The organism is Steroidobacter sp. (genome assembly GCF_036402275.1).
Lineage (GTDB): Bacteria > Pseudomonadota > Gammaproteobacteria > Steroidobacterales > Steroidobacteraceae > Steroidobacter.
Genome location: NZ_DASWTF010000011.1, coordinates 72,287 through 98,010, shown reverse-complemented (window position 1 = coordinate 98,010; position 25,724 = coordinate 72,287). Strand labels below are relative to the sequence as shown.

Annotated in this window: 24 protein-coding genes; 11 read left to right on the top strand and 13 right to left on the bottom strand. The window is 62.4% G+C overall.

All coding sequences use genetic code 11. The features are described from left to right. Positions 1-5: 5 nt before the first annotated feature. On the top strand, positions 6-3,668 hold the full coding sequence (locus VGD45_RS04360; protein ID WP_331154046.1) for an ABC transporter permease/M1 family aminopeptidase: 3,663 nt from the start codon (positions 6-8) through the stop codon (positions 3,666-3,668). A 53-nt stretch (positions 3,669-3,721) separates the two neighbouring features. Here VGD45_RS04360 and VGD45_RS04355 read toward each other — a convergent pair whose 3' ends face one another. After that, positions 3,722-4,639, bottom strand: a complete 918-nt coding sequence (locus VGD45_RS04355; protein ID WP_331154045.1) for a pirin family protein — start codon at positions 4,637-4,639, stop codon at positions 3,722-3,724. Positions 4,640-4,802: 163 nt separating this feature from the next. Here VGD45_RS04355 and VGD45_RS04350 point away from each other — a divergent pair, with 163 nt between their 5' ends. Then, a complete protein-coding gene (locus VGD45_RS04350) occupies positions 4,803-5,234 on the top strand; it encodes a VOC family protein (RefSeq protein WP_331154044.1) in 432 nt (143 codons plus the stop codon). A gap of 4 nt (positions 5,235-5,238) precedes the next feature. Next, on the top strand, positions 5,239-5,610 hold the full coding sequence (locus VGD45_RS04345; RefSeq protein ID WP_331154043.1) for a hypothetical protein: 372 nt from the start codon (positions 5,239-5,241) through the stop codon (positions 5,608-5,610). 18 nt (positions 5,611-5,628) lie between these two features. On the opposite strand, the gene gcvA is transcribed toward VGD45_RS04345, so the two are convergent. Further along, positions 5,629-6,537 (bottom strand): transcriptional regulator GcvA, encoded by a 909-nt coding sequence (gcvA, locus tag VGD45_RS04340; protein WP_331154042.1) that lies wholly within the window; start codon positions 6,535-6,537, stop codon positions 5,629-5,631. Between the two features lie 133 nt (positions 6,538-6,670). Here gcvA and VGD45_RS04335 point away from each other — a divergent pair, with 133 nt between their 5' ends. Together VGD45_RS04335 and VGD45_RS04330 are read left to right on the top strand one after the other, a co-directional pair. Then, positions 6,671-6,886 carry a hypothetical protein gene (locus tag VGD45_RS04335; RefSeq protein ID WP_331154041.1) on the top strand — a complete coding sequence of 72 codons (216 nt, stop codon included), beginning with the start codon at positions 6,671-6,673 and terminating at the stop codon, positions 6,884-6,886. Further along, a complete protein-coding gene (locus tag VGD45_RS04330; protein WP_331154040.1) occupies positions 6,883-7,068 on the top strand; it encodes a hypothetical protein in 186 nt (61 codons plus the stop codon). Before VGD45_RS04335 ends, VGD45_RS04330 begins: the two co-directional genes overlap by 4 nt. Before the next feature lie 150 nt (positions 7,069-7,218). On the opposite strand, the gene VGD45_RS04325 is transcribed toward VGD45_RS04330, so the two are convergent. Then, positions 7,219-8,655, bottom strand: a complete 1,437-nt coding sequence (locus VGD45_RS04325; protein WP_331154039.1) for a PLP-dependent aminotransferase family protein — start codon at positions 8,653-8,655, stop codon at positions 7,219-7,221. A gap of 97 nt (positions 8,656-8,752) precedes the next feature. Between VGD45_RS04325 and VGD45_RS04320 the strand changes: the two genes are divergently transcribed. Continuing rightward, entirely contained in the window at positions 8,753-9,718 is a 966-nt protein-coding gene (locus tag VGD45_RS04320) for an EamA family transporter (RefSeq protein WP_331154038.1), read from the top strand. Here VGD45_RS04320 and VGD45_RS04315 read toward each other — a convergent pair. Further along, positions 9,654-10,565 (bottom strand): DMT family transporter, encoded by a 912-nt coding sequence (locus VGD45_RS04315; protein WP_331154037.1) that lies wholly within the window; start codon positions 10,563-10,565, stop codon positions 9,654-9,656. The genes VGD45_RS04320 and VGD45_RS04315 overlap by 65 nt on opposite strands. 72 nt (positions 10,566-10,637) lie before the next feature. Here VGD45_RS04315 and pcaF point away from each other — a divergent pair, with 72 nt between their 5' ends. After that, positions 10,638-11,840, top strand: coding sequence for a 3-oxoadipyl-CoA thiolase (pcaF, locus tag VGD45_RS04310; RefSeq protein WP_331154036.1), 1,203 nt, complete (start codon positions 10,638-10,640; stop codon positions 11,838-11,840). Here the strand turns inward: pcaF and VGD45_RS04305 are convergent, their stop codons facing one another. After that, positions 11,841-12,314: a hypothetical protein gene (locus tag VGD45_RS04305; protein WP_331154035.1), complete on the bottom strand. Its 474-nt coding sequence runs from the start codon at positions 12,312-12,314 to the stop codon at positions 11,841-11,843. It abuts the gene before it with no gap. 354 nt (positions 12,315-12,668) lie between these two features. On the opposite strand from VGD45_RS04305, the gene VGD45_RS04300 reads away from it, so the two are divergent. The 3 genes from VGD45_RS04300 (at position 12,669) to VGD45_RS04290 (ending at position 16,861) form a co-directional block, all read left to right on the top strand. Then, entirely contained in the window at positions 12,669-13,160 is a 492-nt protein-coding gene (locus tag VGD45_RS04300; protein WP_331154034.1) for a hypothetical protein, read from the top strand. Continuing rightward, a complete protein-coding gene (locus VGD45_RS04295) occupies positions 13,161-15,362 on the top strand; it encodes a tetratricopeptide repeat protein (RefSeq protein WP_331154033.1) in 2,202 nt (733 codons plus the stop codon). 137 nt (positions 15,363-15,499) lie between these two features. Then, positions 15,500-16,861 (top strand): phospholipase D-like domain-containing protein, encoded by a 1,362-nt coding sequence (locus VGD45_RS04290; RefSeq protein WP_331154032.1) that lies wholly within the window; start codon positions 15,500-15,502, stop codon positions 16,859-16,861. Here VGD45_RS04290 and VGD45_RS04285 read toward each other — a convergent pair. Both VGD45_RS04285 and VGD45_RS04280 read right to left on the bottom strand, forming a co-directional pair. After that, positions 16,839-17,537: a response regulator transcription factor gene (locus tag VGD45_RS04285; protein ID WP_331154031.1), complete on the bottom strand. Its 699-nt coding sequence runs from the start codon at positions 17,535-17,537 to the stop codon at positions 16,839-16,841. The two genes, VGD45_RS04290 and VGD45_RS04285, sit on opposite strands and share 23 nt — an antisense overlap. A gap of 59 nt (positions 17,538-17,596) precedes the next feature. Then, positions 17,597-18,439 (bottom strand): sensor histidine kinase, encoded by an 843-nt coding sequence (locus VGD45_RS04280; RefSeq protein ID WP_331154030.1) that lies wholly within the window; start codon positions 18,437-18,439, stop codon positions 17,597-17,599. 191 nt (positions 18,440-18,630) lie between these two features. On the opposite strand from VGD45_RS04280, the gene VGD45_RS04275 reads away from it, so the two are divergent. Beyond that, positions 18,631-19,725 carry a helix-turn-helix domain-containing protein gene (locus VGD45_RS04275; RefSeq protein ID WP_331154029.1) on the top strand — a complete coding sequence of 365 codons (1,095 nt, stop codon included), beginning with the start codon at positions 18,631-18,633 and terminating at the stop codon, positions 19,723-19,725. A 10-nt stretch (positions 19,726-19,735) separates the two neighbouring features. On the opposite strand, the gene VGD45_RS04270 is transcribed toward VGD45_RS04275, so the two are convergent. The 6 genes from VGD45_RS04270 to VGD45_RS04245 all read right to left on the bottom strand — a co-directional run bounded on the left by VGD45_RS04270 (position 19,736) and on the right by VGD45_RS04245 (position 25,510). Continuing rightward, on the bottom strand, positions 19,736-20,599 hold the full coding sequence (locus VGD45_RS04270) for a hypothetical protein (protein WP_331154028.1): 864 nt from the start codon (positions 20,597-20,599) through the stop codon (positions 19,736-19,738). A 61-nt stretch (positions 20,600-20,660) separates the two neighbouring features. Next, the gene (locus VGD45_RS04265; protein WP_331154027.1) at positions 20,661-21,797 is read right to left on the bottom strand and encodes a DUF1513 domain-containing protein; all 1,137 of its coding nucleotides are present in this window, start codon (positions 21,795-21,797) and stop codon (positions 20,661-20,663) included. A gap of 11 nt (positions 21,798-21,808) precedes the next feature. Then, entirely contained in the window at positions 21,809-23,200 is a 1,392-nt protein-coding gene (locus tag VGD45_RS04260) for a di-heme oxidoredictase family protein (RefSeq protein WP_331154026.1), read from the bottom strand. Then, complete coding sequence (locus VGD45_RS04255) at positions 23,197-24,408, bottom strand: imelysin family protein (RefSeq protein ID WP_331154025.1); 1,212 nt, start codon at positions 24,406-24,408, stop codon at positions 23,197-23,199. Before VGD45_RS04255 ends, VGD45_RS04260 begins: the two co-directional genes overlap by 4 nt. Positions 24,409-24,543: 135 nt before the next feature. Beyond that, on the bottom strand, positions 24,544-24,771 hold the full coding sequence (locus tag VGD45_RS04250; RefSeq protein ID WP_331154024.1) for a hypothetical protein: 228 nt from the start codon (positions 24,769-24,771) through the stop codon (positions 24,544-24,546). Between the two features lie 130 nt (positions 24,772-24,901). Further along, positions 24,902-25,510 carry a superoxide dismutase gene (locus VGD45_RS04245; RefSeq protein ID WP_331154023.1) on the bottom strand — a complete coding sequence of 203 codons (609 nt, stop codon included), beginning with the start codon at positions 25,508-25,510 and terminating at the stop codon, positions 24,902-24,904. Positions 25,511-25,724: the final 214 nt, after the last annotated feature.

The following is a 25,724-nucleotide window of genomic DNA, read 5'->3' as shown; positions in this document are numbered from 1 at the left end:
CGCGCATGCTTTGGGAATTCTTTCGCTTCGAGCTGCGTTATCAGCTGCGCTCGCCGCTGCCGTGGGTGATCGCATTGGTGTTCGCTCTGCTCGCGTTCGCCGCGACTACCAGCAGCATCATTACTATAGGCGAGGGCATCGGCAACGTTCATCGCAACGCGCCGTATGTCATTTTGACTTTCCTCGATGTGTTCTCGACGCTCGGCATGTTCGTCGCTGTCGCGTTGATCGCCCAGCCGCTGCTGCGCGACTTCGAGCTGGGCACCGAGGAGCTGTTCTTCAGCAAACCCGTGCGCAAGTCGAATTACCTGTGGGGACGGTTTGCCGCGGGATTCGTGATGGCGCTCATCGTGATGGCGATCACGGCGCTCGGCATGATCCTCGGTTCGTTCATGCCGTGGATCGATCCGCAGCGGCTGGGGCCATTCTCGTGGCAACCGTATCTGTGGGGCTTCGCCGTCATCATCATTCCCAATCTGCTGTTCGTCGGTGGATTGCTGGGCTTGCTCGCGGTGACGACGCGGCGCTTGTTGCTGGTGTTTCTCGGCGTCGTCGCGTTTCTAACGTTGTGGTCCATCGCTGGTGCGCTGACCGATGATATTCAATACGACACGATTTCCGCGCTGATCGACCCGCTTGGCGGCGAAGCGATATCGCAGGTCATGCGCTATTGGTCGGTCGCCGAGCGCAACGTGCAGTTGCCCGAGGTCACCGGGCTGGTGTTGTTGAACCGCATGCTGTGGGCGGGCGTCGCCGTCGTCCTGCTGGTCCTGACCCAGCTGCTGTTCAAGCCGCAGCGCCAGCGAGCGAAGAAGCGTTGGTGGCGGCGTGCGGCGCATCTCGAAGCTCCCTCGATCGGTGCATCGACTGGCGCCGGTGGACCTTCAGTTCCACTTCGGAACTCTTCGCGACAGTTCGACGGCGCAACGGCGTTCCGTCAGTTCACGCACCTAGTGTGGTTCGACACCAAGTCCGTGCTCCGGAGCATTCCGTTCCTGGTGTTGCTGGCCTTCGGCCTGTTCAATTATCTGGGCGGCTCGCTGGCCATGGACAATACCTTCGGCACGCCGATCCATCCGGTCACGGCGCTGATGATGGAGTCCATGCAGGGCAGTTATCAGTTCCTGCTGATCATCATCGTGACGTTCTATGCCGGCGACGTGTTGTGGCGCGAGCGGGATGCCAAGCTATCGGAAGTGACCGATTCGATGCCGGTGCCGAACTGGGTGCCACTGCTGGCCAAGCTCGGTGCGATCACCGCTGTCGTTCTGGCCTTTGTATTCTTTGGCGTGCTGGCGGCGATCGGCTTCCAGTTGTGGCATGGCTATACGAATCTCGAGCCGCTGCTGTATCTGCAAGCGGGGTTCGTCGACGCGTGGCCCTGGATCTTGATGGGTGTGCTGGCGCTGTTCCTGCAGGTCGTCAGCAACCAGAAGTTCATGGGCTATCTGCTGCTGATACTGGTGCTGCTCGCGCAGATCGTGCTCAACCAGATCGGCTATGAGCACAATTTGTATATCTACGGCGGCGCGCCGCAGATGACGTACTCGGACATGAACGGGTACGGTCATTTGTTGCAGCCTTGGGCGTGGTTCCAAAGCTACTGGACCGTGTTCGCGGCCATTCTGGTGGTACTGGCGAATGCGTTCTGGGTGCGAGGTACAGCGTCACGATGGGGGCTGCGCCTGCGTCAGGCGGTCGGCAGTATGCGCGGCCCGCAAGGCGCGGTGCTTGCAACGCTGGTCATTGCGCTCTTCGCCACGGGCGGTTGGATCTTCTATAACACCAACATCCTCAACGAGTACTTGCCCAGCGACGCGGCGCTGGATCGCCAGGCGCGCTTCGAAAAGGAATATCGCAAGTTCAAGGATCTGCCCCAGCCGCGCGTCGTCGACGTGCGAGCGGACGTGGATATCTTCCCCGAAGAACGCCGCTATGAGATCCGTGGTCATTATCGGCTGGTCAACAAACACGATGCGCCGATTCCCGAGTTGCACGTTTACACCAACGTGGATTCGCGGCTGCGGGTCACTGCGCCCGCTGGCTTGGCGGTGAAGCACGACGATCGCGCCGCCGGCATGCGGATCTACACGTTGCCTGAACCGTTGGCTCCCGGCGCGTCGCTCGATTTCGATTTTGTCTTAGAGCGCGCGGAGCGCGGCTTCACCAATAGCGGCATGCCTGCCTCGACGCGCGCGGGCGATCTGCGCTCGACGCTCAACGCCAACGGCACTTTCTTCAACAGCGGCGAGATGCCGCGCTTCGGCTACGACGAGTCGCAGCAGATTCTGGATCGCAACGAACGTCGTAAGCGCGATCTCGGCGAAGTGCCTCGCAAGGCCAAACTGGAAGACGAGAAAGCTCGCTACAGCATGGGCATCGTCGACTCCGACTGGATCAACTTCGAAGCCACGGTGAGCACCAGCGCGGATCAGATCGCGCTCGCGCCGGGATATCTGCAGCGTGCATGGGTGTCGAACGGGCGGCGCTACTTCCATTACAAAATGGATCGGCCGATGCTGCCGTTCTATTGTTTCCTGTCGGCGCGCTGGGAAGTGAAGCGCGGCGAGTGGAACGGTCTGCCCATCGAGATCTATCACGATCCGAAGCACGCCTATAACGTCGATCGCATGATCGATGCGACTCGCAAGTCGCTCGACTATTTCACCGTGAACTTCTCGCCGTACCAGCACAAGCAGGTGCGCATCCTGGAGTTCCCGCGCTATGCGAAATTCGCGCAGAGTTTCGCGAACACCATTCCGTTTTCGGAGAGCATTGGCTTCATCGCCGACCTGCGCGATCCCGAGGACATCGACTATGTGTTTTATGTGACCGCGCACGAGATGGCGCATCAATGGTGGGCCCACCAGGTCATCGGCGCGGACGTGCAGGGCTCGACCATGATCGTGGAGTCGCTGTCGCAGTACTCGGCGCTCATGGTCATGGAGAAGGAGTACGGGCGCGAGCACATGCGGCGGTTTCTCAAATATGAGCTCGACCGATATTTGCGCGGCCGCGGCGGCGAGTTGATCGAGGAGTTGCCGCTGATGCGGGTGGAGGATCAGCAGTACATTCACTACGCCAAAGGCTCGCTGGTGCTGTATCGCCTGCGTGACGAGATCGGCGAGGAGAATCTGAACCGCGCGCTCGCGAATTACATTCGAGACAAGGCGTATCAGCAGCCGCCGTACACGACTACTCTGGAACTGGTCGATTACATTCGCGCCCAGGCTGCAGCGGAGAAGCATCCGTTGATCGACGAGTTGCTCGCCAAGATCATCTTTTACGACAACCGGGTGGTCTCGGCCTCGGTGACTCCGCGCGACGGGAAGTTCGATGTGACCATCGAGTACGAGGCAGCCAAGCGCGAGAGCGACGGCATGGGTCGTGAGACCGAGCTTGGCTTGGATGATTGGATCGAGGTCGGCGTGTTCGCTCGCGAAGCGGGCGAGAGCGAGCGCACCGAAAAGCCGCTTTATCTGGAGCGCCAGCGAATCACGCAGTCCAGCGGCAAGATCACGATGACAGTCGACGCCATGCCCTACGAGGTCGGCTTCGACCCATACAACAAGCTCATCGACCGGCTACCCGACGACAATCGAAAGACCGTGAAGGTGGGTGAGACGACAGCGGCGCCCGCCGCGAGCGTTTCGTCAAGCAAAACCTAACTATGCAGCAGGTCGGCGCAGCCTCCGATGAGGTTGCGCCGACATCGTTGCGTTTACGTCCTCGGCGGAATCAATCCGAAGCGACCGCTCTGATAGTCACGGAACGCCTGCTCGATTTCCTCGCGCGTGTTCATTACGAACGGGCCATATCGCGCGACAGGCTCGTGCAACGGCTTGCCTGACAGCAGCAAAATCTCTGCCGGGCCGGAAGCTTCAGCGGCAACGCTGAGCTGCACCGAGTCACCCGACCCAAGCAACGCAGCCTGCCCTTCCTCAACCTTGCGCTGATCGCTGCCAATCGTCGCGGCGCCTTTGAACACATACACGAGGCCGCTCTGCTCAGCCGGCACCGACTGCAACAACTCACCACCCGGCTGAATGGTGAAGTGAAGCATCTGAATCGGCACTCGCGTGTCGATGCGTGCAGCCTTCCCACAAGACTCGCCGGCAATGACACGAACGAGCACGCGGCCGTCAGCCGTCGTCGCTTGCGGAATATCCGTGGCGCGCAAGGTCTGATAGCGCGGCGTCATCATCTTGTCGACGGCAGGCAGGTTGACCCAGATCTGGAAACCTTCCTGTGCACCGCCTTCGCGATGAAAGCGCTCGGTCGGCATCTCTGAATGAATCACGCCGCCGCCGGCGGTCATCCATTGCACGTCGCCCGGGCGCAGCACGTCGGCGTTGCCGAACGAGTCGCGATGCTCGTTCTCGCCCGCGAGCACGTAAGTGACGGTTTCGAACCCGCGATGCGGATGATCGGGCGCGCCGATCGGGCCGCCCGGCGGCCATTGCACGGGGCCGAGGTGATCGATCAGCAGGAACGGATCGAAGTGGCTGAAGCCCGGCGTGGGGAACGGCCGGCGCACCGGGAAGCCGCCGCCTTCCAGGGTGCTCACGGATTGCACCAGTCGGGCGACGCGCCGGGGCTCGGCGGTATGGGTGGAAGCTAAGGAGGTATTGGCGTTCATGGGTAGTATCCTGACACCCTTTATGGAGTCGCATCTGCCAGCCGCAAGGCATGACACTTATCACGCCGCAGCATGCATGCGAGTCGTCCGCCGGCGACTACTGTGTTCGGGACGCCGACGCGTTAATCTTTCGACTTTAGTTAAGTAGCGCCGAGGGTTCTCGATGACCGCCAGAATGCTGGTCAATATCGACGTTGACGATTTGGCCAAGGCCACCGATTTCTATTGCAAGGCTTTCAACCTGCACGTGGGTCGGCGTTTTGGCTCGGACGCGGTCGAGCTGCTGGGTTCGACTTCGCCCATTTATCTGCTGGTGAAGCCCAACGGCACCGTGGCCTCCGCAACCAGCCGGCACCTGCGCTCGTATGCGCGTCACTGGACGCCCGTGCACCTGGATTTCGTGGTCGACGAAATCGAAGGTGCGCTGGATCGCGCTCGCAATGCCGGCGCCCGGCTCGAGACTCAGGTGAAAACCAACAACTGGGGCAAGATCGCCATGCTCGCCGACCCGTTCGGTCACGGCATCTGCCTGATCGAATTCATCGGCCGCGGCTACGACGAGATCGCCACCCAGAACGACCAGAAGCACCGGTGACGCCGTGGCTCTGGTCTGTTGGAAATGCGGCGCCTCCCTGGCAGATCTGACTCTGCCCCTGCGCCGCCTCGAAGAATGTCGCCAGTGCCACGCCGAACTGCACGTCTGCAAACTTTGCGAGTGGTACAGCATCAGCGTCGCCAAGCATTGTCGCGAGCCCATCGCCGAGGAAGTGAAGGACAAAGAGCGGGCGAACTTCTGCGACTACTTCAAACCTCGCCAGGACGCTTACTCGGCCAAGACCACCGACGCCGCCGCCAAAGCTCAAGCGGAGCTGGATGCGCTGTTTGGCGGCTCGAAGAGCGAAGCTTCCGAACCTTCCGCGGCCGATAAAGCTCGCGCCGAGCTCGAAGCCCTGTTCGGCAAGAAAAAATAGTTGGGCAAAAAGAACCGCTCACTCCGCCGGCGGCGGAAACACGTCGTGCGACGACTTCGATTCTTTCTCCAGCCAGTCGATGACGCCCGCGAGCACCGGGTCGTTCAACCGCCGGGGCAGGCACACCGCGTAAATCGAATATTCGGACGCCACTTCGGTGTCGAACACTTTCACCAGCCGACCGGCGGCCAGCTCGCCGGCAGCGAACACTGCCGAGGCAAGCGCCACGCCCTGGCCTTCCAACGCCGCCTGAAGCATCGAGTTGCGATCGCCACAGACGATGCCGCGACGGGGATTGACGCCTTTGGCGCCGACGGTTTCCAACCATCGAGTCCAGCTGCGATGTGAATCATCGTGCAACAAGGTGAAGTGACGCAGATCGTTGATGTTCTTCAACGGCGGCCCGCCTTTCAGCAGGGCTGGCGAGCACACCACGACGTCTCTCGGACGGAACAACGGCACGACGTGCAGGCCCGGATAGTTGCCGCGACCGAATCGAATGCCGATGTCCACATCCTCCCGGGCGAAGTCGACCAGCTGCGCCGTGGTGATCACTTGAAGATCGACGTCCGGGAACAACATAGAGAACGATCGCAAGCGAGGCATCAGCCAGCGAGCGTTGAAAGAAGAGAACGTCGAAATGGTCAGCTTCCGCCGCGCCGTCGGCGTTGACACATCTTCGAGCGCCGACGCCAGTCGGTCGAACGCGGCACGGGTGCCTTCCGCCAAGAGGGCGCCCTGAGCCGTCAGCCGCAAGCCGCGCGGCAGGCGCTCGAACAGCTTCACCCCCAATCGCTCTTCCAGCTGCTTCACCTGCCGGCTGACCGCCGCGTGGGTGACGTTCATTTCCTCGGCCGCCGCGCTCAGGTTCAGGTTCCGGGCGGCGACATCGAATGCCCGCAGGGGGCCCACCGGTATGCGCTTCATGGCGGTCGCAAAAATCGCTTTTGCTGTGACTTTAAATCATAGATAGCGGACACAAAGTATCGCTATTCGCGGGAAAACGCCAGGAATACGCTACGCCTCCATAACCGAGATGCATATCTCAACGGAGGTTTTTATGGACGAGTACTTGTTCATGACCCTGGCCAGGCTGAAAGCCGACCGTTTGAAACTGGAGAAAGCAGCGCGCCGCGCCGAACCCGACCCGGAGCAGCTGCGGCTGCAATGGGCCGAGCCCGTCGAGTCACGCCGCACTCCGGTTCCGCATGCGGTACGGCAGTCGGTTCTTGCCCGCTGGTTTTCACAGCAGCCTTTATGGAGGGAACAGTCATGAGATTGGTAACGACAGTCACGGCCGCGGTGGTCATCAGCTTGACCCTGCTGTCTGTTCTGGAATGGAACGCCTCGCGTACGCCGTTGCCGGCCGGTGAGGTCACCATTACTCAGATCGAAGAGCCGATCGCGGCGCAGGCCGAGGTCGATCGTCAGGTCATACGGACTGCCAGCAGTCGGTAAAGACCGGGGTTGCGACGGAGGAAATCGCCATGGCGTTCGTATTGGTCACGTTTACCGCGGTGCTGATCCTGGAAGCGGGCGTGCTTACGCTGCTGAAGATTGGCCTGCGGAATGCACCGTGTTGACCGACTCATCATGCGCGCCCTCGATTCAGCTCGCTCTGGCCATGCCGGCCACCAGCCGGCCGAGCTTCTCGATGGCGCGCTCGATGGTCGCCGTCCACAGCATCCCGCAGCTGATGCGGATGTAATTGCGATAGTCGGCCTTGGCCGAGAACACCAGGCCGGGTGCGATGCCGATGCGGCTGGCGAGCGCGGTACGAAACAACTCCGCGCCGTCCACGCCGGCGGGCAATTCGATCCACAGCACGATGCCGCCGCTCGGCCGCGCCACGCGAGTGCCCGGCGGAAAGTAACGAATGATCGCGTCGACCGCGCTCTGCGAATTGGACGCCAGCGTCGTGCGCACGCGGCGCAGATACCGATCGTAGCCACCGCTCGCGTAGTAACGCGCGAGCACCAGTTGTTGCAGCGTTGGGCAAGCCACCGACGAGAAGAATTTGGCGCGCGCGATATCGGCATGGAACTGCGGCGACACCGCCCAGCCGATGCGATAGCCCAGCGCGATGGTCTTGGACACCGAACCACAGGAAATCACCAGGCCCGCGTCGTCATAGGCGCGCAGCGAAGTGGGGCGCACGTTGCCGTAGTGCAGGTCGCCGTAGATGTCATCTTCGATGATGGGCACTTCGGCCGCGGTGAGAATCGAAACGATCTCGCGCTTCGCGTCCTCGGGCGTGACGCTGCCGGTGGGATTGTTGAAATTGGGCATCAGCACGGCCGCGGCGAGCCGCGTCGTGCGTGCAATGTTTCTGACCGCGTCGACGTCGATGCCGGTGCTCGTGTGATTCGGAACCTCGACCACTTTCAACCCGAGGTACTCGACCACCTGCAGCACGCCGAAGTAAGTGGGCGACTCCACCAGCACGGTGTCGCCGGCCTTGCAGAGAACCTGCAGCGACATGGTGATCGCATCCATCGTGCCGCCCGTGATCACGACGTGCGCTGGATCCGCTGGTGCGCCGGCGAACGTCATTCGTTTAGCCACTTGTCGTCGCAGTTCCTCGTGTCCCGGCGGCAGCAAACATTCGCCGGCGTGCGCGGGATGGTCGCGCAGGACTTCGCGAATCAGATTGTTGAGCCGCTGATTCGGATACAAGGTGGGCGACGTGAAGGCGCCGTTGAGTTGCAGGATGTCCGGACGCGCCAGTGCCTCACGACATGTATCGAGTGTTTCCGCTGCGACGGAGATTGGACGGCGCGAGCGACTGACTTTGGGGCGCGGCGGCGGAACAGCGGCGCGCGCCGGCGGGCGGACATAAAACCCGGACTGAGGTCGCGCTTCGATGAGTCCGATGTTCTCCAGATGCAGATAGGCCTGCACCACCGTGGAGATGCTGACCTTGGCCGTGCGGCTCATGGAGCGAACCGAAGGAATGCGTTCATTACCCCGCAACGCTCCGCTGGCAATCTGCGCTTCGACCATGCGGGCGACGCGTTCGTAGAGCAGCGGTTCTTCGGCGGACATGCTCGACCTCAACTGTATTGGTCGCGGGTCAGTCTACCTGAATCTGTACTGCTTGCCAGTCCGCGGTAGAGTATCCAACCGAGCCAAAGGATTTTCCATGTCTTCTTCCAGCACCGCCCGATTGTCGGTGGGTCTGCTCGCCGCCTTCGCCGCCATCTATTTCATCTGGGGCACGACGTATCTCGCGATCGCGGTCGCCATTCAGCATATTCCGCCGTTCATCAGCGGCTCGGCGCGCTTCCTGATCGCGGGCCTCGCCATGTATGCGTGGTTGCGCTGGCGCGATCCGCAGCCCATGGCGAAGGTGGATCTGAAGATGGCCGTGCTCACCGGCGTGTTGCTGTCGGGTATCGGCAATGGTCTGGTGGTGTGGGCCCAGCAGGGCATTCCGTCCGGCATCGCTGCGTTGATCGTCACCGCCGTGCCCGTGATCGTGTTGTTGCTCGACTGGGCGTTCTTCAGCAAGCGCGCGCCGACGCGTCAGGCGTTGATCGGAACGACCATCGCGGTCGTCGGCGTCGTGACCATCGTCACGCACACGCGTTCGCTCTCGGGTGAAGCAAATCCGTGGTACCTGCTCTCGTTGCTCATTGCGACCGTCGGCTGGAGCTTCGGCACGTTGGTTCAGAAGCGAGCGGTGCAGCCGGGTTCCGTGTTGAGCTTCACCTGCGCGCAGATGATTTTCGGCGGACTGTTCCAGCTGCTGATGTCGGTGCTCGACAACGAGTGGACCCACTTCGATCCTTCCGCCGTGACCTGGAGCTCGGTGTTCGCCGTCGGTTATCTCATCGTGTTCGGCAGCATCATTTCGCTCAATTGTTATTTGTGGCTGCTGACTCGCGTCGCCGCTCCGAAGGTTGCCACGTACGCGTTGGTGAATCCGGTGGTGGCGTTGCTGCTGGGCTCGGTCGTGCTGGACGAGCGCCTCACTGCGCTCGCGCTCTCTGCCGCGGCATTCGTGTTGGTCGGTGTGGGCCTGGTACTGTTCCAGGGCGTCTTCACGCCTTCGCGGTTGATGTCGTTTGTGAGGCGCGAGCCGCAAGCAGTCGCTCGCGGTGAATGACGTAGAGACCGCTTGCGACGATGATGGCTGCGCCGGTCAGCATGCGAGCGCTCGGCGCCGTCGTCCAGAGTAACCAGTCGAACAACATGCCCCAGGCAAGCGCCGTGTATTCCAGCGGCGCGATCACCGAGGGGACTGCGAGGCGGAAGGCCTCGGTGAAGAAGTATTGGCCGAGCGCGCCGCTCAGGCCGATGATCACGATCCAATACCAGTGATCCCATAGCACCGGCACCCATGCCGAGCTCGCCAGCGTGCCCGCGAAAATCGAAGTGAGGCACAGCGGCCAAAACACCGTGGCCGCGCTGGATTCCGTCGGCTGCAGAACGCGGACCAGCAACGCTCCCAGTGCATACGCCGTCGCGGACGCGATTGCGGCGAGCCCGCCGACGATCGCCATTCCGCCCAACTCGGCACCTCCACCGCCGGGGCGCACGACCACCAGCACGCCGACCATGCCGGCCGCGACCGCGGCCCAGCGCTGCCAGCCGACGCGTTCGCCGAAGAAAGGCACGGACAACGCCGTGATGAGCAGCGGCGCGGACATGAAGATGGTGTACGCATTAGCTAACGAAAGCCGGCTCACCGCGTAGACAAAAAAGTACAGTGTCGCGACCTGCAGTACGCCACGTAGCAGATGCAGGCCCCAGCGGTTAGGCACCAGATCTTTCCAGCGACCGAACCAAGCCGTCGCGAGCAGAAGAAAAGGCAGCGACGCGAGGGCGCGAATGAACGTCACCTGCATGGCAGGATAAGTTTCGGCCAGGCGCTTCATGCTGACGTCCAGGACGCCGAAACTGGCGACCGCGGCCAGCATGCAGAGAATTCCTCGGACATTATTTGCATGCATATCGGTGCATGCTACGCGTCGCCGTGTAACGCGGCTAGAATCGAGCTTGCTAAAAGTCATCGAGATCGAGTCATGCGCCAGGTTTATATTTGCGACGCTATCCGCACTCCCATCGGCCGCTACGGCGGCGCTCTCGCCAACGTACGCACGGACGATCTCGGCGCGATTCCCATCCGGGCGTTGATGCAAAGGAACGCCAAGGTCGATTGGGCCGCGGTGGACGATGTTTACTATGGCTGCGCCAACCAGGCCGGCGAGGATAATCGGAACGTGGCCAGGATGTCGGCGCTGCTCGCGGGTCTGCCGGATGTCGTGCCCGGCGCGACCATCAATCGCCTGTGCGGCTCCGGTCTGGATGCAGTCAATCTCGCGGCCCGCGCGATTCGTTCCAACGAAGCCGAGCTCGTGATCGCCGGCGGCGTGGAAAGCATGACGCGTGCGCCGTTCGTGATGGGCAAGGCGGACAGCGCGTTCTCACGTACCGCGAAGATCGAAGATACGACCATCGGCTGGCGCTTCATCAATCCGTTGATGAAAGCAAAGTACGGTATCGATTCCATGCCCGAGACGGCGGAGAACGTCGCGGCGGAGTTCGGTGTCGGTCGCGCCGATCAAGATGCGTTCGCTCTGCGCAGTCAGCAGCGTTACGCACGCGCTCACGCCGCGAAGTTTTTCGAAGCCGAGCTCGTGCCGGTGGAGATTCCGCAGAAGAAGGGCGATCCCATCAAGTTCAGCGCCGACGAACATCCGCGCGAAACTTCGCTCGAAGCGCTCGCGAAGTTGAAAGGCGTGGTCAAGCCCGATGGCACTGTCACCGCTGGTAACGCATCCGGTGTCAACGATGGCAGCTGCGCGGTGCTGTTGGCGAGTGAAGAGGCGGCCGTGAAGTATGGATTGAAGTTGCGGGCGCGTGTCATTGCTACTGCAACCGCCGGCGTCGCTCCTCGCATCATGGGCATCGGCCCGGCGCCGGCGACGCGCAAGGTGCTGGCGTTGGCGAAGCTCGAGGTCGGGCAGATGGATGTGATCGAGTTGAACGAAGCGTTCGCCGCGCAGGGTCTGGCGGTGACACGTCAGCTCGGTCTGCCCGACGATGCCGAGCACGTGAATCCCAATGGTGGCGCGATCGCCATCGGACACCCGCTGGGCGCGAGCGGCGCACGACTCGTGACCACCGCGCTCAACCAGCTGGAGAAAACATCCGGGCGCTACGCTCTGTGCACGATGTGCATCGGCGTGGGGCAGGGCATCGCCATGGTGATCGAGCGCGTTTGATTACTGGCAGGACGCCTGGCACTCGCGGAGCTCGGCGCGGCAGATGTTCTGCGCGTCGCGCTCGTTGCGGTAACAGTCGTAACGCATCGATGCGATGTTCTGCTGAATGACGTCGATGCAGACGTCGTAGTGGTGAGAAAAACGAGCGGCGAAGTTGCCTGGGCCGCCACGTCGGCCCAGGTCGCGAAAATAGCTGCAGAAGTACGTGTAGTCGTTATTGCGCATGGTCATCGGGTCGCGCCCGCTGTTGGCGGCGTTGCGCGAACACTCCTGACGCGCCTGGCGCACTTCGCTGTTGCAAGCGCCGTTGGCGAGCTCGCACTGATTGACGCAAGCCTGGCGCGCAGTTTGGGCGGGCGCTGATTGCTTGGTGGCGCGCTCGGGCGCGCGGGCGGCGTCGTCCGCGATGCTGACGCCAATCCATGTCAGCGCCGCGCATAAACTTCCCAACCAGGCCATGGCTTTGCCGTTCATTTTCCTGCCGACCCCGCCTTGCTCGCAGCATCGTCGCCAGCGGGCCTCAACGCGTCAAGGCATCCTGGACGTAGGTACTAGTTAATACGCGGGATCGGGCATCCTGCCACGACCCGCGTGCGAGTCGGCAAAAGGCGCGACTTTTGCCTCTCGCCGCCGCCTGCGGCGGCGGGGCACATCCTTGTGCCCGATAAAGCTCTACGTATCACGCGGGAACTGCAACCTGTCTGTCCGGGTCTCTCTAGTATCCGCAAATATTCCTGGTCGCGGCGGGTCCCACCTAGTTGAACAGGGGGCTGTCCGCGTTATGCTGCGGCGTGTGTCCAGCCGCGACTGTCACCGAAGTGTCCTCTAATGAGTCAACAGTCCGAAGAGCGCCTGCCCGAGTCGGCTTCCGCGGAGGCGAATGGCGCGCCAGGCGCGCGCATCCTGCACCTGAAGGGGCGCCAATACGATTTGCAGAAGGCCATTCAGCAGCGCGCGCAGGAGTCCGTTGAACGCGAAGCCGCCCTCGATCAAGAGGAGCGTCGTCCCAAGCCGCTCAAGTGGCTGGTGGCCGCGGCCATCGCCGCCATCCCGATCGTGCTGACGTTGACCGCCGTCGACAGCTTCCTGAAGGTGTTCCACAAGTACATGAACACGGTCTCCGTGGAGGTTGAGCGCCAGCAAGCAGAGGCCGCCGCCGCTCAAGCCGCTGCCGAGGCCGCAGCCGCCGCCGAAGCGCCGATCACGTCCGACACACCCGGCGTGGTGATGCTCCAGCCGATGACTGTTCCGGAGCAGCAGCCGGCGCAACCCGCGCCTCAGTCGCAGCAACCCGATCCGGCCACACAACCAAAGAAATAAATGAACTGGCGTGGGCGGCGCGCGTGGGGCGCGTCGCTGATCCTCATTTTCGTCGCGGTACTCGCGGCGATGTTCTATCGTCACTCGCGTTCGCCTGATGACGTTCCTGTTCCCGTCGCTGTGACTCCAGCGGCGCGCCCGGCTGCGACTTTCGTCGATGAGACATCCTGCGCCGGTTGCCATGCCGAGCAAGCGAAGGCGTGGCATGGCTCGCATCACGACCTGGCCATGGAGGAGGCGACCGACGCCACGGTGCTCGGCAACTTCAACGACGCGAGTTTCACCAAGGACGGCGTTCGCACGCGCTTTTTCAAACGCGACGGCAAGTATTGGATCAATACCGATGGCGCCGACGGCAAGGCCACCGACTTCGAGGTGAAGTACACGTTCGGCGTGGAGCCTCTCCAGCAGTACCTGATCGCATTGGATCGCGGCCGGCTGCAGTCATTCACCATCGCTTGGGACGTGGGTAAGAAGCGCTGGTTCCATCTCTACCCGGACGAGCGCATCGATCATCTCGACCCGTTACATTGGACGCAGCCGTCGCAGAACTGGAACTTCATGTGTGCGGAGTGCCATTCCACCGACGTGAAAAAGAATTTCGACGTGGAGACCGGCAGCTACAACACGAGCTGGAAGCAAATCGACGTGGGTTGTCAGGCGTGTCACGGGCCGGCGTCGAATCATGTCGCTTCGCAGACGCCAGCCAAGCAGGATTTTTCTCTGGACTTCGCCGCGGCCGATGCGACCGCGCAGATCGAGACCTGCGCTCGCTGTCATTCGCGCCGCTCGGTAATTTCCAGTGACTATCGTCACGGCGAGCGGCTGATGCAGACGCATCTGCCATCGCTGCTCACCGGGGATTTGTATTTTCCAGACGGGCAGATCCGGGATGAGGTGTACGAATACGGATCGTTCTTGCAGTCGAAAATGCATGCGAAGGGGGTTCGCTGCAGCGACTGTCACGAGCCACATTCGTTGAAGCTACGTCGTGAGGGAAACGAGTTGTGCGCGGGTTGTCACAATGCCGGTGCGCCGGCGGCGCGTCCCAGCATCGATGTGTCGACCTTGCAGCACAAGAACTACGACTCATCCGCGCATCACTTTCATGAGCCGGGCAAGCCGGGGTCACAGTGCGTGGACTGTCATGCGCCGTCGCGCGTGTACATGCAGATCGACCCGCGTCGCGATCACAGCTTCCGTATTCCGAGGCCGGATGTTTCTGTGCGGCTAGGAACGCCGAATGCTTGCAATTCGTGCCATGAGAAGCGCTCGGCGAAGTGGGCGGCGGATCAGGTGGCGAAGTGGTACGGACCGAACCGGCGCCAGGAGGAAACGTTTGCTGATGCCTCGACCGACAGTCAGCTCATGCGACTCGCCGCTGATGCGAACACTCCGGCCATCTTGCGTGCGACGACCATCGATCGGCTGACTGCGTATCCGAGTGAGCCCGCGCTCGATACGTTGCAGTCGGCGGTGCGTGCCGCGGATCCGTTGGTGCGTATGGCTGCGGCGGACGCGTTTACTTTTTATCCGCCGGCGCAGCGTTCGGCTGTGCTGCCCTTAGTGAATGATCCGGTGCGAGCCGTGAGATTGGCGGCAGTCACGTCCGCGCCGCCCGAACGTTTGAATGCGAACGCGATTGCCGAGTATGAGCGCGCGCAGATGGAGAACGCCGATCAGCCGGGCGCTCACATCAACATCGGAAATTTGCGCGCGTCACTGGGCCGCGTGGCGGAGGCCGAGACCGCATATCAAACAGCGATTCGCCTCGATCGGACCTTCGGGCCTGCTTACGTCAACCTGGCCGACTTGAAGAGCCGCACTGGCGAGAACGCGATGGCCATCGCCATCTTGCAGGCAGGCCTCGACGCACAGCGCACAGAAGGACCGCAAACGGCTGCGCTACATCACTCGATGGGCCTGGCGATGATTCGCGAGCGGCGTTACGACGACGCCATCGCTCAGCTGAAGACCGCGGCAAAGCAGTCGCCGACAGATGTCCGCTACGCCTATGTGCTCGGTGTTGCGCTTTACGACACTGGCAAGAAGGAAGAGGGCATCTCCACTCTGGAGCGAGCCCTTCGCAGCCATCCCACCGATCGAGACCTGCTCGCCGCCCTGGCCGCCTACGCCCGCGACTCCGGCGACACGGCGGCCGCCGCCGAATACATGAAGCGAATGTCGGGAACCGCGAACTGACCGAGACCGTGGGCCGACGCGGTGCGATGATCGACGCGGCCTGCGGGCCGCATGAAAAACTCTCCGACCCGGTCGTGCGGCCGCGCACCTTGGATCTGCTACCCTGCGGCCCCTCTGGGCAAGGGGATGCAGGGTTAATGATCGTCGATTGGCTGCCGACTCCTTCGCAGCATTTCCTGGTCAGCGCGGTTGCGCTCCTTGTCTATATTCTCACCAGCCGCGCCAGCGAGCAGCGGCGCGCGCCCACGTCTGCGATTGCCTGGGTGCTCGGCCTGGCGTTGGTTCCGTATGTCATGCTGCCGCTGTATATCCTGTTCGGGCAGCGCAAGCTCAAGCCGGTCGCCATTCCCTATGCCGGCGTGGTTGTGGAAGGTCCGCACTGGGCGGCGGAGCTCATCGAAAGTTTCGGACTGGCCCCACCCTCCGCTTGCAAGGTCCGCATGCACGCCGACGGCGCACAGGCGCGCGAGGCGCTGTTCAAGATCGTGGAGGGCGCAACCCACACGTTGGACATCAGCACCTTCGTCATCGGCAATGACGCATTCGGAAGTGACATCGTCGCGCGGCTCGCACGCCGAGCTCGCGAAGGTGTCCAGGTCCGGCTATTGTTGGACGGATTCTTCGCCATTCTCGCGCCAGGCCGTTACGTGAGAGAGCTGACCGCCGCCGGCGCCAAGGTCGCGGTGTTTCGTCCGTTCTTCAGTCTGCGCCGCCTCGGCCCGCGCAACTTGCGGAACCACCGCAAGCTCGTGATCGCGGATGATCGCAATCTGTGGTGTGGCGGTCGCAATCTGGCTGGGGAATATTTCCTCGGCGACGCGCACGGCACGATCTGGCCGGACCTGTCGTTCGATCTCGAAGGGCCAGTCGCCGTCGCCGCCGGCCGTCAGTTCGACCTCGACTGGAGCACCACGCAGCCCCGAAAGGACGTGCGCGAACGCCAGGCAGTACCCATCGAAGGCGGCGAACTGGCGCAGTTCCTGCCGAGCGGCCCGGACCAGGTCGAAGACACCGCGCAGTCTCTATTGATCGACGGTTGTTATCGCGCGCGCCGCCGGTTGCTGATCGTCACACCCTATTTCGTGCCGGACGACAGCTTGCGTGCGGCAATGCGACTTGCGGCCCGTCGCGGCGTGAAAGTGACCATCGCCATTCCTCAGCGCTCGAATCATCTGCTCGCCGATTTCGTGAGATCGAGGCCCATGCGCGATCTCGCTGCCGCCGGCGTGGAGTTCCGTTTGTTGCCGCAGATGGTGCACGCCAAGGCTGTAGTGATCGACGAAACGCTGGCGATGTGCGGCTCCATCAATCTGGATTTGCGGAGCCTCTTGATCAACCACGAAGCCGCGGTGGTGTTTTATGGCCGCCAGTCCATCGACTGGCTGGCGGAGTGGATCGCGGCGGCGGCGGAGCAGGGCAGCGCGTACCACGCGAAGCCGCCCAGCCTGTTGCGAGATATCGCTGAAGGCGTGTTGCTTACTGTTGCCTTCCAGTTGTAGATCCTGACGACGGGTCGTCGAACGACAGCTTCAGCCCCACCGTTTCTGCCGCGCGCACCACATCCACCAAGCGCGTGAGCCGCAGCTTTTTCATCATCTTGGCCCGCTCGGACTTGATGGTTCGCTCGCAGGCGCCGACTTCCACCGCCACCTGCTTGTTGAGCTTGCCTTCCGCCACGCCGGCGAACACGACGCGCTCGCGCTCCGTCAATGTTTTATAGCGTTCGAGCAGTTCGCGTGCTTCACGACGCGCGGTGAAGCGTTGCACAGCGATCTGGCGGGCGTTGCCGATGGCGGCGAGTAGTTTTTCAGCCGGCACCGGTTTGACCAGAATGTCCAGCGCGCCCGATTTCATGACTCGCACGCTGATGGGAATGTCGGCGTACGCGCTGACGAAAATCACCGGCAGCACTTCGTCGTTCACCCGCTGCTCGAACAACTCCAGGCCGTCGCCGTCCGGCATGCAGATATCGAGCAGCACGCAGCCCGGCGCGCCGTCCAGATCCGCCTGCTGAAACTCGGCCAGCGTGGCATAGCCCTGCGCCTGCAGGTTGTGGGCCTTGAACAGACGCACCAAGCTGAGCCGGAAACTGTCGTCGTCGTCGACGATGTGGATGACGAAGCGATGCGCCGCATCGTCCAGCGGCTCCTGATGGCAACCTCCCCCGGTATCCATGTTTCCTGCTCCCCTTCCTGTCCTCTATGGCCTGTCTGCTATGGCCCGTCTTCAGTCGTTCACACCCTCTGCAGCGGAATCGTGAACTTGAAAGCGGCGCCCCCGGCGGGGGTTCCCTCCTGCCAGATCTTGCCGCCGTGAGCCTGGACGATGGTGCGCGCGATGGCCAGGCCCAGTCCCATCCCTTCTTGTTTGGTGCTGAAAAACGATTCGAATATCTTCGGTCGATACGCCGCCGCGATGCCCGGTCCCGTGTCGGTGACCGTGATGGCCGCCGAGAATTTGTCATAACGGCTGGTCGTGACGTCAAGAATACGCTCCGCGGCCCCGTTTGCGGTATTAGAGGCCATCGCATCCATGGCGTTCATCATCAAATTCAGGAGGACTTGCTCGATGTGAACGGAGTCGCCGTGAATGGGAGGCAGCGAGGGATCGAGCGAGCTGCGCACCGTCACCAGTCGTTTGCGTGCCACGGGCTGAATCAGGCTGATGGCGCTAACCGCCACTTCGTTCAGATCGAGCATCGTGGTATGCAGCTCGCGACGCTTCAGCAGGGAGTGCAGATGGCGCACGATTTCGTTGGCCCGCAGGTCGTCGCGACGGATGTCGGCGAGCATGCGGCGGATTTCGTCGAGCGGCGGATGCGGCTGGCCGAGCAGGCTGTCCGCGGCCTCGGCGTTGATCAGAATCGCGCTCAGCGGCTGGCTGATCTCATGCGCGATGGAGCCGGCGATCTCGCCCACCAGTGCGAGTCTTCCGGCGTGCGTGTCGGCGCTTTGCAGGCCCAGCGCCTCGCGCCGCGCCGAGCGCAAACGGCGGGCCCGGAGCGCCCAATAGGCCAGCACGGCCCCTTGCGCGACCACCAACAACACCAGCAATGTCATCAGGATCGGCTGTCGCACGGGGTAGACGCCGCAAACGATCGGTGGCGGTGTGGATCCGGAAATCCGCGACTTTGCCCATTCCGCGTATGTACGGCTGTGAGGATTCGGCAACAATTGCCGGCCGATAAGAAGTTAACGGCAGATTACGGCAAGATACATATTTCGACGGAGCGTTGAGCGGACTTCAGTCAGGCAAGGGAGGAGAGGCCATGGCAAGACTGGTTTTTCGGGACTTCGATGAGTTTGCCGAAGCAATCACAGGGGTAGACGGACGTTTCATTCCGACGGCGCGTTCGACCTCGGAGTGGTGGTCCGAAGCGGTTCGACCCGGGTCGATATCGCTACAACAGATTCAGATTGGCAGCCCGACCACGTTCGCCGGGGATGGCGAGCCGGGCCGCTACACGCTCGGCCTGCCGATGACGGATCCGACGCAGATCCGCATCGATGGACATTTCCTCGAAGAGGACGCGTTCATCCTGCTGCAGGAAGACCAGCCGTTCACGTTCACTGGCCATGACGTGGTGCGCTGGGCTGGCGTCAGCGTGCCTACCGATACGCATCTGATCCCGCCGGAACTGTTCGTGAGCGCACGTTCGGGCGTCGGGCCTCGCACGCGCTCCGCGCTGCCTTATCTGAATCGGCTGCGTTGGGTGACCGAGCGAGCCATCTCCAGCAACATCGACTTCAGCGAGCCGGCGGCTATCGCGGCGGCGGAAGAAGAGGTCGCGCTGTGTCTCACGCATGTGCTCGAGCGCAGCATGAAGGTGCAGGATCGTCACGTCGGTCGGCCGCAGTTCTCGCGCAGCCGGGTCATCGCGCGCACTCTGCAGTTGATCGAAGCGAACGAGGGGCAGCCGCTGTTCGTCGACGATTTGTGCCGCGCCACGCAGGTCAGCGAGCGCACGCTAAGAAACATCTTTCACGAGTTCTTCGGCGTCGGTCCGATGCGCCTGCTCAAGGTTCGCCAGTTGCGTGAGATTCGCGCCGCGCTGCTGCGGGCCGATCCACAGCGCGACACCGTGACGCGCATTGCCGCCCGCTACGGCATTTGGGATTTCAGTTTGTTCGCGCGCAACTACAAGGCGTTGTTTGGAGAATCACCGTCGAAGACGCTGCGTACGCCGCCCAACGAAGTGAAGGCGCGCTCGTCGCTGTCCTGGCTGCATTACGCCTCGCGGATTTTTATCGATGACATGCGGGCCACGGCCGACTCGCATGTCGAGGACGGCAACGGCGAGGACGAGCAGCCCCCGGTGATGATCCAGTCGGCCGAAGCGGTGTCGCTGCGGGCCAAGACCTGAGCATTGGCGGTTACAGGCTGGCCCGCAGGAACAGCAGCGGGCCAGCCATCTGCAGATCCACGAAGCCCGGCGTATCGACGTCGCGCGAATCCACTTCCACGGCGAAGTTCCGATAGCCCAAACCCATCACCAGATGCGGATTCATGCGCCAGGTGAGCGCGGCGCGGGCGTCCAACACCGAGCCGTCGATCTCGTCGAGCTCCACCGATAGATATTGAACGCGCGCTTCCACCGACCAGCGCTCGTTGAAATCGAAACGGCCTTCGATGCCGGCCAGCGGCAACGGAGTGACGCCGGTTTCGGCTTCGCGCACCACGCGGCTGCGGACCACTGCGTTCGCTTCCACTTCGATTACCTGGATGCCGAAGGTGAGCGCAAGATCGAAGCTTTGAATCTGCACGATGCTGTAGCCGTACGTGAGCCCCAGCATGGTCAGGTTGAGCGTGCTGTCGACGACCTCGCCCGGTAGATACGTCTGTTCGTCGAACACGATGGTGCGGTCGATGGTCTGCTCTGCATTGCGACGCAGGCCGAAGCCGCTCAATCGGAGCAGATGGCGATCGCCGGGCAGCAGCGTGATTTCGCCGAGCGGCAGAATCTTCATGTCGTCCAGTCCGAGGTCGTCCTCGGCGTTCACCAGGGTGCCGGGAGTGGCGAGGGTTCGATCGACGCGCAGATCGGTATCGAGGCTGGCGCCGACGGTCATCACCTCGACGCGAAAGCGATCTTCGATGACGTGCGGTTTGGGCTGCGGCGCCCAGTCCGGCAGCTTGTCGTTGGTGGGCTTCTTATCGGCGGCGTGCGCGACGTTCAACGCCAGGCCCATGACCAGGCCGGCGACGAGGTTGCGAGCGAGGCTGCGTTCAGAAATCACTGAGGGCACTCCGGCGTTGAGAAGTCCCGCACCTGGGACCTGTCGGATTATGCCCGTGTGCTCAAGCGGTCGCGACCCAGTGATCGTCCCAGCGGATCGGTTGCTTGCTCGCGATTTTCAGAAAGTGTGAACGCAGTCGACTTTCATCCACGTCGTAAGCCGTGCCGTCGCGTTGTGACGCCACGATCGAACCGTCGGCGACTCGCGACAAACCATATGTTTCCGACGCGGGGATGAAGCCGAGATAACGTTCATCTCGAAGTGACCAGCACGCGACGCCGCCGCCGTATGGGCACGCCGCCGCGATCACGTCGTGCGCTTCGCTGATCGCGACGCTCGCGACGTAACCTTGAAAGCGCGGTGTTTCCTCGGGGGGCGCTGTCAGCAAACGAAACTGCGCCTGTTTGCCGGACTCCGCCGGTCGATACAGCGCCACGATGCCCGGCGCCTGCTCTTTCTCTCCTTCGTATTGCAAGCCCACGGCAGTGGTGCCGCCGCTGGTCATCGACACGTGACGAATGCTCAGCAGATGATCCGGGAGCCGCCATTGCTCCTTGCATTCACCGCTCGCTGCGTCGATCACGCACAGCGACGGATCCATGGTGGGAATGTTCAGCTTGCGGCGGAACGTGCGTGGGTGCGTCATGATGCCGCCGTTCGCAACCAGCAGTGAACGACGATCCGGCATCCAGGCGACTTCATGCGGATCGATGCCATTAGTATCGATCTCACCGACGATGTTGAAGTTGCGCGTATCGCGCACGACCACGACACCACGGGCGCGCTCGTAATCGTGTTCAGGTGTGAAGATCAGATCGCCGTTGGCCGAATAACTGCCATGGCCCGCGAGATGTCGACCGGCCTCGGTCGTGAACACGGTGCGGACTTGCATGGACGCGCGGTCGAGTTCGAACGCCTGGGTTCCAGGGCGACGCGCAAAAAACAAAACGCGATTGGGATCGGTTGGATGAATGGCGCATCCGTGTGCGCGCATCGGCACACGTGCGCCGAACACTTGCTCATCTTCGAGTGACAGACCGCCAACGTATTGATCGCCGCGCGCGTCCTCGAATGCCGAAAGCAGTGTGCCCGTGCGCGCCTTACTTTCCGACGAGAACAACAGTCCACCAGCAGCGACGGCGCTCAACGACGCCGACGCGAGCACGAACTGACGGCGGGACAACTTCGATACTTTCATGCTCGAGCCGCTCATAAGGAGTCGAGGAACTTCAGCAAAGCCTCGCGATCCTGCTGAGACAGATTGCGAAATGCTTCCTTGGCTCGCTCGCCTTCACCGCCGTGCCACAGTATCGCTTCACTCGCATCGCGCGCTCGCCCGTCGTGGAGCAAGCGCGTATGACCGTTGACCTTCTTCTGCAGGCCCAGTCCCCACAGCGGCGGTGTGCGCCATTCGCTGCCGCTCGCGGCAAAATCGGCGCGGCCGTCGGCCAGGTCTTCGCCCATGTCATGCAGCAGCATGTCGGTGAAGGGATGGATGGTTTGTCCGCTCAGCCAAGGTTGACCTTCGACGTTCGCGGTCTTGAACGTGGCGCGATGACAGGATTCGCAGCCGCTCTCAAGAAACAACTGCGCGCCGCGCTTCACTTCCGGCGCGTCCAGGTTACGGCGCACGGGTACAGCGAGCATGCGCTGATACGTGACCATGTGGTCGAAGATCTCTTTGCTGATCTCCGGCTGGCCGCCCGTCGGCGCCTGTGCGCACGCCGTCTGCACGGGCATGCAGATCTCCTGCGGCCGGAATGAGGAGGTCATGCCGATCTCGCTGGAGAATGCCGCTGCGGTTTGATGCGCGATGTCGGGCTGATTGAGTTTCCATCCCAAGCGTCCGAGCACCGCACGGTTAACCAGCGGATCCCACACACGATTCGGACGACCCGAGATACCGTTCTTGTCGGCGTCTTCCGGATCGTTGCGCTCCAGGATCTGCTCCTCCGGAATGGCTTCGAGCAGGCCCGAGCCGAACACGGACGGAGCGACGCGCGGCGATAGTTTGGTATCGGCCGCGAGCTCTCCGTACGCCAGTTCTTCGAAGGAATATTCCGGTGCGAGCAGCGTGTACGGCTTACCGTCAGCGTACGTGCCCGCGATTTCACGATGACGAATGCGAAGCTTGCCTTCCGCCGCTACGCCGCCGATGGCGAATGGATTGAAGTTCACGCCATAGTTGGGATCGGCTTGCGGCTCGTCGTTGTCGCCCGGCGTCGAGGTCGCGAACTGAATCACCAGCGACACCGGCTGTTCCAGCTCGGTCGCAGGCGGTTGGCCTCGGCCGTCGTTGTTGTGGCAAGCATCGCAGCTGCGCGCATTGAACAGCGGGCCGAGGCCGTCGCGCGCGCCGGCGCTGGCCGGGGCCACTACCCAAGGGCTGTTGAAGAATGCATTGCCAATGAAGAACTCTCCGCGTTGCGCGACGCTGAGATTAGTCGCCGGGCGCGAGAACGCATGACGCGACGACTCGCTCACCGTCATGGCGCCACCGGAGTTCGGTTGTAACAAGTCGTCCGTTGACACGCCTTTGGAACATGCGCCGAGCAGGAACATCGTGCTCCACAACGGCGCAAGTTTTGCGATGGTCGTCAATCTCCCAGTCCTTCCAGGTCGGAGAGGAAGATTTGAATGGCTTGTGCGCCACGCGAGAACGACAGCGCCTGCGCGCGCAGCGAATCGATTGCGGCCTGCATGCGTTCGCGACCTTCGGCGTTGTCCGCCAGAATCTCACGATCGAACGGATTCCTGATGACGGACAACGCTTGGCGAGTGCGGGCTAGGCGAGCTTCGATTTCTTCAGCAGCGCGCGCGTCTTTCGCTTTCACCAGATCCGCGAGACTCGGTCCGCTGACGGTCGTGCCGTCGAGCTTCTTGTAGCGACCGAAATAAACGCTCTCGATGCCGACCGCGTTGGCGCGCAGCTCGTCCGCCGTCAGGTCGCTGAAGCACGATTGTTCCTCTTCCTGATCGGAGGACAGGAGCGGCACGTTCATACGCTCGCCGGCCATTTCCACTTCAGACAGCGCCGCGATGCCCGTGAACATTCGCTTCACGCTGGTGTACACGTCGCCGGTGACGAATGCGGTCCGGTAGTTCGGCTCCTTGGACTCGCGCCATTGTGCGGCCACGGATTCCAGATCGCGAAGGATGAGCATGGAGGCGGCTTTCAAATATTTACCGCGGCGAGCGTTCACATCGGTCGCCGGATCGCCTTGAGGAATGAAATCCGTGTATGGGCGTTGGCCGGCCGACTCCGGCGGGTTGTTCCAATCCTGGCCCCACAGCAGGAACTCGATGGCGTGATAGCCGCTCGCGATGTTCTTTTCGCCGCCGGCTTCGTTCTGTTGCGCGATCAGCTCGGGCGTGATTTCCGGAAACTGTTTGGCGTCGCCAATGATATTGAGGCCGGGTGCGGCGTTGTACTTGTCCACGACCACGGCGTCGATGTGATTCTCGTCCAGCGGCCAGCCGTTGAGTTGGCCTTCCGGACCGTTCTCGCCATCGATGGGGCCGCCGTAGAAACGGAACGCCTCCGAATATCCGTAAGGGATGCGCGCGGCACGCCAGCGCTCGCGGGCCGCATTCAATGTTTGCTCGCTGGGGCTCGCGAGAAGCGCGTCGATGGCAGCGTCGAGCTGGCGCGCGGTCGCGATGGTGTCTTCGTAGGTCGCCAGCACGATCTGCGCATAGTTCTCCAGCACGGGGAGGCGCTCGTCCTTGGGTTCGGTACGAGTGCAGCCGGTCGCGAGGGACAAGCAGAGGGCGACCGCGGCGGCGGTCTTGAGGGCGGATGCGAGCATGCTGGGTCGCTTTGTAAGGAAGTAGGTGCGGCCCGCCACGGGCGGGAGACACCGCGATTTTATTCGCAATCGAGAATGACTCGCAATTAAGAATGAGTCAGACCGGTTGGCGGGGCTGCGCGAGCCCGCGAGCGATCAATGCGACATGCGTTTCCGGGGAAAGGCGGGCGGGGAGCTCTCGCCGTGGGCGGCTGGGCGCAGGCTTTGGCGCCGATGGAGGATGTGGGTAAGTTCCTCGCCATCGACGCCAAGCCTGTCCGCGGCCTTTTCGATGGACAACCCCTCGCAGACGATGAGGCTGACCGCCGACCAGTACAGGGCGGCTTCGGTCCGGGAATCGTGCTGGCGCTGCATGTTGCTCATTGCGTCGGAAACGCAAGGCAACATGTTGCGAGGGAGGGGGCTTCGGAGAAACCGGCACATATACTGAAGCCGGCTTGTGAGGGAGCGCGGTAAATGCCTACCGCGCTCCGCACTTACGAGATGGCGAGGCTCAACGCTCCACTTCGGCGAGGCGCTTGCCGACGAACTGCCAGTTGGCGAGCTGCTCCACCACGGCTTTGACGAAGCCGGCGCGGTTCTGCTGGTGATCGAGATAGTAAGCGTGCTCCCAAACGTCGCAGGTCCACAGCGCGTGACCGCTGGTGATCAGCGGGTTGTCGGCATCGTGCGTCGTGGTGATCTCGAGCTTGCCGTCCTTCGCGACCAGCCAGGCCCAGCCGCTGCCGAACTGGCCGACGGCCGCTTCGACGAACTTGTCGCGGAAATTCTCGAACGAACCGAACGAGGCGTCGAGGCGCTTCTTGATCGGCTCCGGCGGCGAGCTGCCGCCGTTCGGCGCGAGCGAGTTCCAGAAGAAATCGTGATTCCAGACCTGCGCGGCGTTGTTGAAGATCTTCCGCTCGGTGCCAGTCTTGTTGGCGGTGGCCTTGATGATGGACTCGAGGTCCTGTTTCTCCAGCGGCGTGCCCGCGATGAATTCATTCAGCTTGGTCACATAGGTCGCATGGTGCTTGCCATGGTGATGATCCAGCGTGCGCGCCGAGATCGTCGGACCGAGAGAATCTTTAGGGAACGGCAGGCTCATCAATTCGAACGCCATGGCGGGCTCCAGCTAGCGGATAACGGGGGATAAAGACGCCAACGTATCGCGGACAGCGAAGTTCCCGGCGCTCCGGGCACCCTTCTGCGTTACGGCTCGGTTACGGCTCGATGCGCGTGAGGCGCGGCCGGGAAGCGATTTCCGGCGACCCGTAGTGCCCGTGACAGGCGATGGCGGTGTCGGAGAATACCCGCAGTGGCCTGCCGTTGACCAC

Bases quoted from the DNA above. Each gene is read 5' to 3' on its own strand.
- VGD45_RS04360 (WP_331154046.1), top strand. From the start codon at position 6: ATGCTTTGGGAATTCTTTCGCTTCGAGCTGCGTTATCAGCTGCGCTCG.
- VGD45_RS04355 (WP_331154045.1), bottom strand. From the start codon at position 4,639: ATGAACGCCAATACCTCCTTAGCTTCCACCCATACCGCCGAGCCCCGG.
- VGD45_RS04350 (WP_331154044.1), top strand. From the start codon at position 4,803: ATGACCGCCAGAATGCTGGTCAATATCGACGTTGACGATTTGGCCAAG.
- gcvA (WP_331154042.1), bottom strand. From the start codon at position 6,537: ATGAAGCGCATACCGGTGGGCCCCCTGCGGGCATTCGATGTCGCCGCC.
- VGD45_RS04335 (WP_331154041.1), top strand. From the start codon at position 6,671: ATGGACGAGTACTTGTTCATGACCCTGGCCAGGCTGAAAGCCGACCGT.
- VGD45_RS04330 (WP_331154040.1), top strand. From the start codon at position 6,883: ATGAGATTGGTAACGACAGTCACGGCCGCGGTGGTCATCAGCTTGACC.
- VGD45_RS04325 (WP_331154039.1), bottom strand. From the start codon at position 8,655: ATGTCCGCCGAAGAACCGCTGCTCTACGAACGCGTCGCCCGCATGGTC.
- VGD45_RS04320 (WP_331154038.1), top strand. From the start codon at position 8,753: ATGTCTTCTTCCAGCACCGCCCGATTGTCGGTGGGTCTGCTCGCCGCC.
- VGD45_RS04315 (WP_331154037.1), bottom strand. From the start codon at position 10,565: ATGCATGCAAATAATGTCCGAGGAATTCTCTGCATGCTGGCCGCGGTC.
- pcaF (WP_331154036.1), top strand. From the start codon at position 10,638: ATGCGCCAGGTTTATATTTGCGACGCTATCCGCACTCCCATCGGCCGC.
- VGD45_RS04305 (WP_331154035.1), bottom strand. From the start codon at position 12,314: ATGAACGGCAAAGCCATGGCCTGGTTGGGAAGTTTATGCGCGGCGCTG.
- VGD45_RS04300 (WP_331154034.1), top strand. From the start codon at position 12,669: ATGAGTCAACAGTCCGAAGAGCGCCTGCCCGAGTCGGCTTCCGCGGAG.
- VGD45_RS04295 (WP_331154033.1), top strand. From the start codon at position 13,161: ATGAACTGGCGTGGGCGGCGCGCGTGGGGCGCGTCGCTGATCCTCATT.
- VGD45_RS04290 (WP_331154032.1), top strand. From the start codon at position 15,500: ATGATCGTCGATTGGCTGCCGACTCCTTCGCAGCATTTCCTGGTCAGC.
- VGD45_RS04285 (WP_331154031.1), bottom strand. From the start codon at position 17,537: ATGGATACCGGGGGAGGTTGCCATCAGGAGCCGCTGGACGATGCGGCG.
- VGD45_RS04275 (WP_331154029.1), top strand. From the start codon at position 18,631: ATGGCAAGACTGGTTTTTCGGGACTTCGATGAGTTTGCCGAAGCAATC.
- VGD45_RS04265 (WP_331154027.1), bottom strand. From the start codon at position 21,797: ATGAAAGTATCGAAGTTGTCCCGCCGTCAGTTCGTGCTCGCGTCGGCG.
- VGD45_RS04255 (WP_331154025.1), bottom strand. From the start codon at position 24,408: ATGCTCGCATCCGCCCTCAAGACCGCCGCCGCGGTCGCCCTCTGCTTG.
- VGD45_RS04250 (WP_331154024.1), bottom strand. From the start codon at position 24,771: ATGAGCAACATGCAGCGCCAGCACGATTCCCGGACCGAAGCCGCCCTG.
- VGD45_RS04245 (WP_331154023.1), bottom strand. From the start codon at position 25,510: ATGGCGTTCGAATTGATGAGCCTGCCGTTCCCTAAAGATTCTCTCGGT.